Source organism: Streptomyces monomycini (genome assembly GCF_022271435.1).
Taxonomy (GTDB): domain Bacteria; phylum Actinomycetota; class Actinomycetes; order Streptomycetales; family Streptomycetaceae; genus Streptomyces; species Streptomyces monomycini.
The window spans coordinates 113351-127421 of record NZ_JAFIQY010000005.1; the positions used below are offsets into that span (position 1 = coordinate 113351).

Annotated in this window: 2 protein-coding genes; both read right to left on the bottom strand. The window is 76.1% G+C overall.

Annotated features, from left to right (window positions below; translation table 11 throughout):
- Positions 1–24 precede the first annotated feature (24 nt).
- The gene (locus JXZ78_RS08440) at positions 25–4704 is read right to left on the bottom strand and encodes a non-ribosomal peptide synthetase (RefSeq protein ID WP_238782758.1); all 4680 of its coding nucleotides are present in this window, start codon (positions 4702–4704) and stop codon (positions 25–27) included.
- On the bottom strand, positions 4701–14027 hold the full coding sequence (locus JXZ78_RS08445) for a non-ribosomal peptide synthetase (RefSeq protein ID WP_238782759.1): 9327 nt from the start codon (positions 14025–14027) through the stop codon (positions 4701–4703). Before JXZ78_RS08445 ends, JXZ78_RS08440 begins: the two co-directional genes overlap by 4 nt.
- Between the last annotated feature and the right edge of the window lie 44 nt (positions 14028–14071).

Genomic DNA, 14071 nt, shown 5'->3' on the forward strand with positions numbered 1-14071 from the left:
GCGGCCGGCGGCTCGCGGGGCGGGCTACGGGGCGCCGTCCGCGAAGCCGGCTTCGAACTCCTCGACCTCGTCCTGACCGAGGTCCAGCAGGGGGAAGTCGGAGGCGGTGTGCCCGCCCGCGGCCGGGTCGGCGGTGTGCGCCGCCAAGCCGTCCAGCAGGTCCAGCCAGCGCCGGCCCAGCCGCTCGGCGGCCGCCTCCGGCCACAGTCCGGCGGGTCCGCCGAGCCTGAGGGTCAGTTCCGGTCCGTCCGGGGTGTCCTGGACGTACGCCCCCGCCTCCAGGGCGTGCGGGGCGGGTGTGCGGGGGTCGGCCGAGCTGCCGACCACCGAGGTGCCGGCCGGCTGCCAGGCGTCCCCCGGCGCTCCGGCCCGGCCCGCACCCGCGAACCTGCCCAGGTAATTGAACCCGATGTGGGCGTCCGGCAGGGTGTCCAACTCCGGTGCGGTGAGCGGGTTCAGGTGGCGCAGCAGGGCGTGGCCGAGGCCGTCGCCGGGCACCGCCCGGGCCTGTTCCTTGACGCGTTTGAGCAGGTCACCGGCGGCCGGGCCACCGCGCGGCGCCTCGTCGAGGTCGATGCCGGAGACATCCAGGCGGACCGGGTGGACGCTGGTGAACCAGCCCACCGTCCGGGACAGGTCCGCCCCGGCGGCCGGTTCGCGTCCGTGTCCTTCGACGTCCACGACGAGCGGGGCTTCCGGCCGGTCGTGCGCCACCGCGCCCGCCAGTGTCGCGAGCAGCACTTCGTGGACGCCGCAGTGGAACACTCCGGGTGCTGTGCCGACGAGGGTGGCCGCTGTCGGCCCGGACAGCGTCCAGGTGTGCCAGACCATTCCGGCCAGGGTGTCCTCGGCCGGGTCGATCGCCCGTCCGCCCAGCGGGGGCGCCACGTCCTTCAACAGGGCTGTCCAATCAGGGAGTTCCCTTATCCGGTGTTCCGCGACGGCCTGGGCCGCGAGGGCGCCCGCCCACTGCCGGAAGGAGGTGGGGACGGGGTCAAGTTCCGGTACGCGCCCTTCCGCCACCGCTTCGCAGGCGGCTTGCAGGTCCGGTAGCAGGATGCGCCAGGACACTCCGTCCATCACCAGGTGGTGCACCACGAGCGCCAGCCGGCCGGTTTCGGTGGGCCCGGCGTCCAGCCAGACAGCCCGCACCAGCACGCCGCCCTCGGTGTCCAGCCGCCCGGTCGCCTCCCTGGCCGCGCTGTCGGCCATGTCGTCCAGGGAAAGGGCCTCGGCCGGTACGTCGGTCGCGTCGACACGGGTGAGCAGGGTGGCGGCGTCGACCGTGCCGCGCCCCCGTACTTCCAGGCGAGGCCCGCCCTCCGCGTGCACCACACGGGCCCGCAGCATGTCGTGGGTGTCCAGTACGGCGGCCAGCCCTCCGGTGAGCACGTCCGGCCGCAGGCCCGCGGGGGTGGTGACGACCATCCACTGCGCGAAGTCGCTGCTCAGCGCGTACTCCCCGAGCGCCGCCATGGCCGGGGTCCAGGCCACCTCGCCCACGCCCGCGTCCGGGGCGGTGCGCACCTCGTCGGCGAGCCGGGCGACGGCGGCCAGCGCGCCCGGTGTCTCCTGCTCGAAGACGTCCTGGGCGCTGAAGACCACCCCTTCGCGGCGGGCCCGGGTGGCGAGCTGCATCGACAGGATCGAGTCGCCGCCGAGCTGGAAGAAGCCGTCCTCCGCGCCGACCCGTTCCAGGCCGAGCAGTTCGGCGAAGAGCCCGCACAGGATGTCCTCCGCCGCCGTGCGCGGTGCGCGTCCGGCGGTCTTTCCGGCGAAGCCGGGGGCGGGCAGGGCCTTGCGGTCGACCTTGCCGTTGGCCGTGACCGGCAGGGCGTCCAGGACGAGGACGGCGGCGGGCACCATGTGGTCCGGCAGTACGCGGGCCAGGTGCTCGCGCACAGCCTGGCCGTCCGTGCCGTCCCCGGCCGCCACCACGTAGCCGACCAGCCTGCGTTCGCCCGGCCGGTCCTCGCGGGCGACGACGGCGGCCTGGGCCACCCCCGGCGCGGCCGCGAGCACGGCCTCGATCTCGCCCGGTTCGATGCGGTAGCCGCGCACCTTGACCTGCGCGTCGGCGCGCCCGGCGAAGAGCAGTTCGCCGTCCGGCGTCCAGCGCGCGAGGTCGCCCGTGCGGTACATCCTCCCCCGGCCTTCGGCCGGGGGGACCCCCGTGCCGGGCGGGAACGGGCAGGCGACGAAGCGTTCGGCCGTCGCGCCGGGGCGGTCGAGGTAGCCGCGGGCCAGGCCCGTACCGGCCAGGTACAGCTCACCGGCCACGCCGGGCGGTACGGGCTGGAGGAACGCGTCGAGGACGTACGCCTGCCGGTTGGCCAGCGGGCGCCCGATCGGCAGCACGTCCGGGGTGGGCCCGCCCGGCCGGAGCCGGTGCCAGGTGGCGCTCAGGGTGGTCTCGGTGGGCCCGTACAGATGCCGTACGGACACCTCGGGGCACGCCCCACGCACCCGCGCCACCGACGCCGCCGGCACCACGTCGCCGCCGGTCAGCACCTCGCGCAGTCCGGTGAAGCACTCCGGGTCCTCCTGCGCGGCCACCCGGAAGGCCCCGGCGGTCAGGTGCACCGCCGTGACACCCGCCGCCACCGCCTCCCGTACCCGCTGCGCGTCCACCGCGCCGGGCGCCGCCACGGCCACCCGGGCGCCGGAGACCAGCGGCACCCATATCTCGAACAGGGAGGCGTCGAAGGCGTGCGGGGCGTGCATCAGCACCGCGTCGTCCGGGCCGAGCGCCCAGTCGCGGTCCCCGGCCAGCGCCGCGACACTGCCGTGCGGCACGCCGACGCCCTTGGGTACGCCGGTGGAGCCGGAGGTGTACATCACGTACGCCAGGTCCTGGGGCCGCACCGGCGGTCGGGACTCACCGGCCGGTGCTTCCGCCACCGCCGTCCGTACCTTCGGGTCGTCCAGCACGACCGTCTGCCCGGCCAGGTCCGCCGGGACCGCCGCGCGAGTGGCCTCGGTGCACAGCACGAGCGCGGGCCCCGAGTCGGCCAGCAGGAACGCGACCCGCTCCGCCGGATAGCCGGCGTCCACCGGCACGTACGCCGCGCCCGCCTTCCACACCGCCAGCAGCGACGTGATCAGCCCGGCCGACCGCTCCAGCATCACCGCGACCCGGTCGCCACGGCCCACCCCCAGGCCGCGCAGGTACGCGGCGAGGCGGTCCGCCCCCGTGTCCAACTCACCGAATTGAACACTTTGACGCCCGTCCGTCACGGCCACGGCATCCGGCGCGGCCGCCACGCGTGCCGCGAACAGTTCCGGCACGGTGGCTTCCCCCGTCTCAGCCGCCTCCGCCGACGTGGCGTTCCACTCCGTCACGGCCCGGTGCCGCTCGGCCGCGTCCAGGACGTCGACCCGGCCCACCGGCACCGACGGGTCCGCCACCAGTTGCTCCAGCACCCGCACCAGCCGCCCGGCCAGCGCGCGGGCCGGCTCGGCGGTGACCAGGTCGGGCCGGTAGGAGACCTCCACCTCCAGCCGGTCGCCGGGGAGGATGCCGAGGGTCAGCGGGTAGTGGGTGGCCTGGCGCAGGCCGAGCGTGGTGAAGGTGAGCGTGCCGGGGGCCGATTCGGCAGCCGGGCGCGGGTAGTTCTCGTACACCACCAGCGTGTCGAAGCCCGCTTCCGGGCCGGCGTGCTTCTGGATGTCGGCCAGGCCCAGGTGCTGGTGCGGGAGCAGCGCGGACTGGCGGCTCTGTACGTCCTTGAGCATCTCCACCACGGGCTGCCCCGCGTCCAGGCGCACCCGCACCGGCACCGTGTTGATGAAGAGGCCGACCATGGACTCGACGCCGGGGAGTTCCGGCGGGCGGCCCGCCACGGTCGTGCCGTAGACCACGTCGTCGCGCCCGGACAGCCGGGCCAGGAGCAGCGCCCAGGCGCCCTGCACGACGGTGTTGACGGTCAGGCCGTTGCGGCGGGCCAGGTCGGTCAGGGCGCGGGTGAGGGACGCCGGCAGGTCGGCCTTGGTCTGGTCGGGCAGCTCGGGAGTGCGGGCCGGGTCGGCGGGGGCGACGAGCGTCGGCTCGCCGTCCCCGGTCAGTTCGGCGCGCCACGCGGCCCGCGCGGCGTCCTTGTCCTGCCGTCCCAGCCACGCCAGGTAGTCGCGGTAGGAGGCCGTCCGCCGCAATACCGAGGGGTCGCCGCCCGCCGCGTACACCGTGGTCGCCTCGTCGAAGAGGATGGGCATCGACCAGCCGTCGAGCAGGATGTGATGAGCCGTCAGCACCATGCAGTGCCGCTCGGCACCGAGGCGTACGAGCAGCACCCGCAGCAGCGGCGCCACCCCGAGGTCGAAGCGTTCCGCGCACGCGTCGGCTGCCAGCCGTCCGACCTCGGCGAGCGCGTCGGCCTCGGGCAGGCCGGACAGGTCGGCCTCGCGCCAGGGCAGTACGGCTTCCCGGCTGACGAGCTGGACCGCCTCCCCCGACTTGCGGCGGTGGAAGCTGGCGCGGAGCGCCGCGTGCCGGCCGAGCAGTGCCTGCCAGGACGCGTGCCAGCGGTCCGCGTCCAGGGGACCGTCGATGGTCAGGGTGCGCTGGATGACGTAGACGTCGGGTCCCTGGTCGCCGAACCCGGCGTGGAAGAGCATCCCTTCCTGCAACGGGGACAGCGGCCACACCTCGGCGAGTGCCGAGCCCCTGCCGGATGCCGGTCCCGTGGCGGGTGTTGAGGTCTTCACAGCGACAGTCCCCCTTCGAGCCGTGCCGCGATCGCTTCGAACTCCTCGACCTCGTCCTGTCCGAGGTCCAGGAGCGGGAAGTCGGAGGGTGTGTGGCCGCCCGCCTCGGGCGCGGCCGTGTGGGCGGCCAGGCCGCCGAGCAGGTCCTTCCAGAGGTCGCCCAGGCGGGCGACGGCCGCGTCGTCGAGGACGCCGGCCGGTCCGCCGACGGTGAGGGTCAGCGCGGGCCCTTCGGGCGTGTCGCGGATGACCGCGCCCGCCTCCACGGCGTGCGGCGCCGGCATGTCCGGGTCGTCGGAGCCGCCCAGTGCGGTGCTGCCCGCCGCTTCCCACGGCCGGACGGTGCCCTCGGGGGCGCCCGCGGGGAACCGGCCGAGGTAGTTGAAGCCGATCTGCGGGGCCGGAAGGGCGGCCAGTACGGGGCCGGTCTCCGGGTTGAGGTGGCGCAGCAGTCCGTGGCCGAGGCCGTCGCCGGGCACCGCGCGCGTCTGTTCCTTGACCGCCTTGAGCAGCGCTCCGGCCGCGGGGCCGCCCGCCATGACCTGGCGCGGGTCCACGCCGGACAGGTCGAGCCGTACGGGGTGCACGCTGGTGAACCAGCCCACCGTCCGGGACAGGTCCGCCCCGGCGGCCGGTTCCCGGCCGTGCCCCTCGATGTCCACGAGGACACCGGCCGCCGCTTCCGTTTCCGTCCGGGCGCACACGACCGCCGCGGCCAGCGCCGCGAGCAGCACCTCGTGCACACCGCAGTGGAAGACCGCGGGCGTCCGGGTGGCGAGGACCGCCACCTGCTCCCGGGGCACCTGCCAGGTGCGGTGGCGCACGGTCGCCTGGGTGTCCGTGCCCGGGTCGAGGGCGCGGGCGCCGAGCACCGGGTCGGGTCCGTCGAGTACGGCGGCCCAGTGCGGCAGTTCCGCCACGCGCCACGGCTGTTTCGCCTGCGCGGCCAGCAGTCCGGCCCACTGCCGGAACGCCGTACCGGCGCGGTCCAGTTCCGGTGCGCGCCCGGCCGCCACCGCTTCGCAGGCGGCCCGCAGGTCCGGGAGCAGGATGCGCCAGGACACGCCGTCCACCGCGAGGTGGTGCACGGCCAGCACCAGCCGGCCGGTGCGGTGCGGTCCGGCGTCCAGCCAGACCGCCTGGACCAGGACGCCTGCGGCCGGGTCGAGCCGTCCGACCGCTTCTCCGGCGGCCCGTTCCGCGAGACTGTCGAGGCCGCTGTCCGGCGCCCCGGCCACGTCCACCCGGGTGACCAGCGCGTCGGCGTCCACCGAGCCGCGGCCGCCGACGGCCAGCACCGGTCCACCGGGCCGCGGCACCACCCGGGCCCGCAGCATGGCGTGGGTGTCCAGTACGGCGGCCAGCCCGGCGGCCAGCACGTCCCGGCCCAGCCCGGCCGGGGCGCCCACGGTCGTCCACTGCGCGAACCGGCCGCCGGTGATCCGCTCCCCGAGCAGCCGCATCACCGGTGTCCACGGCACCTCGCCGGTGCCCGCGCCCGCGGTGTCCGCGCGCGGGCCGGACCTCACCGGCTCCGCCACCTCGGCCAGCCGCTCCGGGGTCTGCTCGTCGAAGACCTGGCGGGAGGTCAGCAGCAGCCCGGCCCGGCGGGCCCGCGCCACCAGCTGGAGCGAGGTGATCGAGTCGCCGCCCAGTTCGAAGAAGCTGTCCTCGGCGCCGGCCCGGTCCAGGCCCAGGAGTTCGGCGAACAGGGCGCACAGCACCGTCTCGGCGGGGGTACGCGGCTCCCGGCCGGTGACCTGTCCGGCGAAGTCGGGCGCGGGCAGCGCCGCGCGGTCCAGCTTCCCGTTCGGGGTCCTCGGCAGCTCGTCGAGGACCACCACGGCCGCGGGCACCATGTAGTCCGGCAGTGTCCCGGCGACGTGCGTACGGACGGACCGCTCGTCCAGGCCGGGCCCGGCGGGCACCGCGTAGCCGATCAGCCGGCGTTCGCCGGGACGGTCCTCGCGGACCACCGCGACCGCGTCCGCCACCGCGGGGTGCGCGGCCAGCGCGGCCTCCACCTCGCCGAGTTCGACACGGAAACCGCGCACCTTGACCTGGGCGTCCGCCCGCCCGGCGAAGACCAGTTCGCCGTCGCCGGTCCAGCGGACCAGGTCCCCGGTCCGGTACATCCTCCCCCAGCCTTCGGCCGGGGGGACGCCCATGCCGGGCGCGAACGGGTCCGCCACGAACCGCGACGCGCTCAGCCCCGCGCGCCCCAGGTAGCCGCGCGCCAGGTTCACCCCGGCGACGTACAGCTCGCCGACCACACCCGGCGGCACCGGCTGGAGGAAGGCGTCCAGGACGTACGCACGGGAGTTGATGATCGGACGGCCGATCGCGGGCGCACTGCCGGCGTCCAGCGGCGCGGTCACGGTGGAGGTGACGGTCGCCTCGGTGACGCCGTACTCGTTGAACAGCTCCCGGCCGGCGGACCAGCGGCGGCGTACCTCGTCGGTCATCGGCTCGCCGCCGGTGACCAGGACCCGCAGCCGGGACAGTCCGTCGGAGGGCAGTTGCGGCAGGAACGCGGCGGGCAGCACCACGTGGGTGGCCTTGCGTTCGCGCAGCAGGTCGGCCAGGTCCTCGCCGAAGGACTCCTGCCCGGCCGGGGCCAGCACGAGCCGCCCGCCCGCGCACAGCACCGGCCAGATGTCCCCCATGGACACGTCGAAGCTGGGCGAGACGCGCTGGACGACGCGGCTGTCCGGGCCGATGCGGTAGCGCGCGACGCGGTCGGCGACGAGGTTGGCCAGCCCCCGGTGCGCGACCAGGACGCCCTTGGGCACGCCGGTCGATCCGGAGGTGTAGATCACGTACGCCGCGTGGTCGGCGTGCAGCGGCGCGGACCGCTCGGCGTCGGACAGCGAGCCGCCCGTCCGGCGCGCCACCGCCGCGGCCACCGTGGGGTCGTCCAGGACGACCGTGCCGCCGGACGCCCCGGCCGGGATCGCGGCCCGGGTGCGCGTTGTGCACACCACGACGGCCGGTCCGGCGTCCCGCAGCACGAACGCGATGCGCTCGGCCGGGTATTCGGGGTCCACCGGTACGTACACGCCGCCCGCCATCGCCACGGCCAGCACGGCGACGGCCATCGCCACCGACCGTTCGACGACGACCGCCACCCGGCACTCCGGCCCCACGCCGTGCCCGGTCAGGTGCCGGGCCAGCTGACCGGCCTGGTGCTCCAACTCGGCGTAGGTGAGCGCCTCGTGTGCGTCCTGCACCGCGACGGCGCCCGGCGTGCGCCCGGCCTGTGCGCGGAACAGCTCGGGCATCGTCGCCACCGCCACCGGCGCGTCCGTACGGTTCCATTCCGCCACGACCAGCGCGCGCTCGTCCGCGTCCAGGACACCGACCCGGCCCACCGGCACCGAGCAGTCCGTCATGAGCTGTTCGAAGACCCGCACCAACCGCCCGACGAGCTTCTCGGCGATGTCCGCCGCCACCTGGCCGCGGCGGTGCGCCACGTGCACGCGCAGCCGCTCGCCCGGGATGACACCCAGGGTCAGCGGGTAGTGCGTGGCCTCGCGGGTGCCCAGGACGGCGAAGGAGAGCGCGTCCGGTGAGCCGGGCGCGGCGATCGCGCGGGGATAGTTCTCGTGCACGACGAGCGTGTCGAAGACGGCGCCGGGACCGGCCAGCCGCTGGATCTCCGGCAGGCCCAGGTGCTGGTGGGCCACCAGCGCGGACTGGCGTTCCTGGAGGTCGCGCAGCAGCCCGAGCACCGGCTGCGCGGCGTCCAGGCGTACCCGTACCGGCACGGTGTTGATCAGCAGGCCGACCATGGACTCCATGCCGGGCAGCTCCGGCGGCCGGCCCGCGACGGTGGCACCGAACACCACGTCGGTACGGCCCGCCAGCCGGGCCAGCACCAGGGCCCAGGCCCCTTGCATCACCGTGTTCACGGTCAGGCCGTGGCGGCGCGCCAGCGCGGCGAGGCCGCGGGTGGTCCGCTCGGGGATGTCGGTGATCACGTGACCGGCGTCCACCGGCCCCCGGTCGGCCGCGCCCGGCGCGACGAGCGTCGGCTCGTCGGTGCCGGTGAACTCGGCGGCCCAGGCGGCCCGCGCGGCGTCCTGGTCCTGGCGGGCGCGCCAGGCGAGGTAGTCGCCGTAGGACGCGGCCGGGGCCAGGGCCGACGCGTCACCGCCCGCCGCGTACACCTCGGCCAGTTCGGCCAGCAGGACCGGCATGGACCAGCCGTCCATCAGGATGTGGTGGCTGATGACGACGAGCCGGTGCCGGTCCGCGCCGAGGCGGATCAGCAGCAGCCGCAGCAGTGGCGCGACCGCCGTGTCGAAGCGGCGCTCCTGCTCCCGTGTGGCCAGCTCCTCGATGCCGGAGAGCGCGTCGGCCTCGGACAGGCCGGACAGGTCGATCTCCCGCCAGGGCAGGCGCACCTCACGGGCCACGACCTGGACGGCCTCGCCCGACGCGCGCCGGTGGAAGCTCGCGCGCAGCGCGGCGTGCCGGTCCAGCAGCGCCTCCCACGAGGCGCGCAGCCGGACGGCGTCCAGCGGTCCGGACAGCTCCAGCATCCACTGGGTCTCGTAGACGTCCGGGCCCTCCTCCTCGAAGGAGGACTGGAACAGCAGCCCTTCCTGGAGGGACGACAGCGGCCAGATGTCGGCCGGCCGCGGCACGGCGGCCTCCAGCTCCGCGACGCCGTCCTGGGTGAGGGCGAGCAGCGGGAAGTCGGAGGGCGTGTGGCCGCCCGCGCCCGGGCGGGCGGCGTGGGCGGCCAGTCCGCCCAGCATCTCCACCCAGCGGCGGCCGAGCCGCTGCGCCACCGCGTCGGCCTGGCCGTGCCCGTCCCGGTGCCGCCAGGTGAGCGTGAGGGTCAGGGTGGGCCCGGCGGCGGACGTACCGATCGCCGCGCCGGCTTCCAGGCCGTACGGGGACGGTGCGTCGCGGCCGGTCGCGACGGCTCCGGCCGTGACCTGGGCGCCGCCTCGCTCCGGGCGTCCCGAGCAGCTGAACGCGATGCGGGGGGCGGTGGTCGCCTCTGAGGCGCGGTGCCGTAGCGGGCCGAAGCCGTCGTCGCCGGGGGCCGACCGCACCTGCTCCTTCACCGACTTGAGCAGCGTCCCGGCCGCCGGGCCACCCATCAGCACCTCGCTGAGGGCGGTGCCGGAGAGGTCCAGCCGTACGGGGTGCACGCGGGTGAACCGGCCCACCGTACGGGACAGGTCGAGCCCGTCCGGGCCTTCGCGGCGGCCGTCCGTCTCGATGTCCAGCAGGACACCGGTACGGGCGTCCTCGCGCCCGTGGGCGACGGCGGCGGCCAGCGCGGTCAGCAGCACCTCGTCGGCGGTGCAGTGGAAGACGGCTGGCGCCCGGTCCACCAGCGCCGCCGTCTGCTGCGGCGGCACGGTCCAGACCATGCGGCGCGCCGTTCCGGCGGGTTCCGTGTCCGCGTCCGCCGCTGTGCTCGCGGCCGCGACGCCACCCGGGAGGGTGCCGGCGCGCGGGCCGTCCGGTTCCGCGTCCCGGTGCTCCTGCGCGGCCTGCGCGGCCGACAGGACCGCCCAGTGCCGGAAGGACGTGCCCACCGGGCCGAGCGTCGGTGCACGGCCGGCGGCCGCGGCCTCGCACGCGGCCGCGAAGTCCGGGACCAGGATGCGCCAGGACGCCGCGTCCGCCACCGCGTGGTGGACCGCGAGCACCACGCGACCGGGCTGCGCGGTGCCCGCGTCCAGCCATGTCACCTGGAGGTTCGCCCCGGCCGAGGGGTCGAGCCGTGCCACCGCTTCGCGGGCCGCCCGTTCGGCGGCGGGGCCGAGGTCCACCGCGGCCACGGCCTCCCGGCTGACCAGTGCCGCCGCGTCCACCGTGCCGCGGTCGGGCACCACCAGGCGCGGCTCGGCCTCGTCCCCGGCGGTGGTCCGTGCGCGCAGTACGGCGTGGGTGTCCAGGAGGGCGGCGACAGCGGCCCGCAGGGTGTCCGTCCGCAGGCCGTCCGGGGCCGCCAGTACTGCCCAGCGCGCGAAGTCGCCGCCCCGCGCGGTGCTCAGCGGCGCCCAGGGGATCTCGCCGGTCTCCGTTTCCGGGTCCGACTGCCCGGCCTGCGGGGCGGGAGCCACCCGTGCCAGCCGCTCCGGGGTGCGCTCGTCGAAGACCTGGCGGGTGGTCAGCACATGCCCGGCGCGGCGCGCCCGCGAGGCGAGCTGCACCGCCATGATCGAGTCGCCGCCCAGCTCGAAGAAGCTGTCCTCGGGCCCCACCCGCTCCCGGCCGAGCACCTGCGCGAACAGCGCGCACAGGGTCTCCTCGGCGGCGCCGCGCGGCTCCCGCGCCGATCCGCTGCCGGTGAAGTCGGGGGCGGGCAGTGCCTGGTGGTCGACCTTGCCGTTCACGGTCAGCGGGAGCCCGTCCAGCGGGACGAACGCCGACGGCACCATGTACTCCGGCAGCCGCCCGCCCACGAACTCGCGCAGCGCGGCGAGCAGCGCGCCGGTGTCCCGGCCCGCCGCCGCGCTGCCGCCGGACTCCCCGGTGAGCAGGGCTTCCGGAGCGCTGCCCGCGCCCACGGCGGCCCGGCCGCCGCCCGGCTCGTCGCGGAACGGCTGCTCGTCGCGCGGCGGCTGCCCGCCGTCGTACGCGGGCTGCGCGACGACGTACGCCACCAGCCGGCGCTCCCCCGGCCGGTCCTCGCGGGCCACCACCACCGCCTCGCCGACCGCCGGGTGGGCCGCCAGCGCCGCTTCGATCTCCCCCGGCTCGATACGGAAACCGCGCACCTTGACCTGGGCGTCCGCCCGCCCGACGAAGACCAGTTCCCCGTCGTCGGTCCAGCGCACCATGTCGCCGGTGCGGTACATCCGCTCACCGGGCACGAAGGGGCTGGCGGTGAAGCGTTCCGCCGTCAGGCCGGGGCGGGAGAGGTAGCCGCGCGCCAGGCCCGTGCCGGCGATGCAGAGTTCGCCCGTCACCCCTGGCGGTACGGGCTGGAGGAACGCGTCCAGTACGTACACCTGGCGGTTGTCCAGCGGGCGGCCGACCGGCAGTACGGACGGCACCGGGTCGCCGGGGCGCAGCCGGTGCCAGGTGGCGCACAGGGCGGCCTCGGTCGGCCCGTACAGATGCCGTACGGCCACCTCGGGGCAGGCCGCGCGCACCCGGGCCACGGCGGCCGGCGGCACCACGTCACCGCCGGTCAGCACCTCGCGCAGCCCGGCGAAGCACTCCGGTGACTCCTCGGCCACCACGCGGAACGACCCCGCCGTCAGATGTACCGCCGTGACCCCCGCCGCCACGGCCGCACGGATCCGCGGCCCGTCCACCACGCCCTGTCCGTCCACCACCACGCGCGCGCCGGACACCAGCGGCACCCACACCTCGAACAGCGAGGCGTCGAAGGCGTGCGGCGCGTGCATCAGCACCGCGTCGCCCGCGCCGACGGACCAGTCACGCTGTCCGACGAGCCCGGCGACGCTGCCGTGCGGCATCGACACGCCCTTGGGCACCCCGGTCGAACCGGAGGTGTACATCACGTACGCCAGGTCCTCAGGGCCCACCCGGACCGCCGGGTCCTGCGCGGGACTTGCGGCCACGGACGCCCGCGTACGGGGGTCGTCCAGCACCACGACGCCGCCGCGCACGCCGGGCGGCACCGCGGCCCGGGTGCTCCCGGTGCACAGCACGGCCGCCGGCGCCGAGTCGGCCAGCATGACCGCCACCCGCTCCGCCGGGTACGCGGCGTCCACCGGCACGTACGCCGCGCCCGCCTTCCAGACGCCGAGCAGCGCCACCAGCAGCCCGGCCGACCGCTCCATCAGCACGGCGACCCGGCTGCCGCGTGTCACCCCCTGGCTGATCAGGTACGTGGCCAGGCGTCCCGCTTCCGCGTCCAACTCCGCGTACGTCAGTGACTGTTCGTCGTCGGACACGGCGACGGAACCGGGCAGGCGCGCGGCCTGGCGGGCGACCAGCTCCGGCACCGAGGTGCCCGGCCGCTCGGCCCCCGTGGCGTTCCAGCCCTCCACGACGAGCCCGTGCTCCGGCGCGCCCAGCACCCCGAACCGCCCGACGGGCACCTCGGGTTCGGCCGCCGCCTGTTCCAGGAGCCGGACGAAGGCCCGGTGTCCCGCCCCGGCCCACTCCTGGTCGTACAGCGCCGGGTCGGCTTCGAGGACGACGCTCGTCCCGGCGTCGTCCGGCAGCTCGCGCAGCACCACGGAGAACGCCTCGACGGGCCCGCCCGGCAGGTCGTGCAGGGTGCCCCGGGCCGCGCCGAACCGCAGGTCGGGGCCGCTCGCCGGGACGGCGACCGAAGGGCCGAAGTCGCGGCGGCCGCCCGGCCGTCCCAGTTCGGCGTGCAGGCGCTCGCCGCGGTACCGCCGGTGTTCCAGCAGCCCGTCGATCTCGCGCTGCGCGGCGCGGGCCAGCCCGGCGAGGCTGTCACCGGGCCGGGCGGGCAGCCGCAGCGGCAGCACGTTGGCGGTCGCGCAGGGCGTCCGCCGGGCCGCGGGGCCCGTACGTCCGTCGACCGGGAAGCTCAGCAGCGCCTCGTCCGCCCCCGTCGTGCGGCACACGAAGGTGGCGACCGCGGCGACGACGAGCGCGCCGCGGCTCACCCCGGTACGGTCGGCGGCCGTCCGCAGCGCTTCCCGGCCGGCGGCCGACAGGCGGCCGGACGCGCGGGGGCGGGCGTCGCGGAGCACCGACCGGTGTCCCGGCACGGTGGCCGGCTCCGGGCGGTCCGCGAAGTGCTCGTGCCAGTAGCGGCGGTCGGCCTCGTGCTGCGGCGACTCCTGGTAGGCGGCTTCCTGCTCCCCCAGCTCCCGCAGCGGGGCGTGTCCGGGCGGGCAGTACGGCTCACCGCGCAGGGTCGCGCTGTAGAGAGCGGCGACACGGCGGGCCAGCAGGGTGCTGCCGAAGTGGTCGACCAGCAGTTGGTGGTGGCGCTGGTACCAGACGTACCGGTCCGGTGCCAGCTTGAAGAGGACGTGCGCGGAGAGGTCCCCTTCGGTGGGGTCGGCCGGGTGCCGGCCGTCCGCGCGCATCAACGCCTGCGCCGCCTCCCACGGTTCCCCCTCGTCGGTGAGGTCGACGTGCCGCAGCGCGATCGTCTCACCGGCCGCCCGGACCACCTGCACCGGGGCGCCGCCGTCCTGCGTGAACCGCAGCCGGAGCGCCTCGGTCTCGGCGACGGCCTGCCGCAGCGCCCGCCGGAAGAGGTCCGTGTCGAGCGGGCCCAGGACATCGGCGTACTGCCTGATGTCGTACTGCCGGGGCGGGTTCTCCGCGCGCTGGGCCAGCCACGTCCCCTCCTGGCAAGCGGTCAGGGGCGCAGTGAACTGTGCCTGGCCTTCCATGTCTCCCCCTTTGACGGACAACCCGATGCTCGCTTCTGCCTGCC

What these genes read in the sequence shown, in the direction of transcription:
- JXZ78_RS08445 (WP_238782759.1), bottom strand. Translation starts at nt 14,027, where the DNA reads ATGGAAGGCCAGGCACAGTTCACTGCGCCCCTGACCGCTTGCCAGGAG.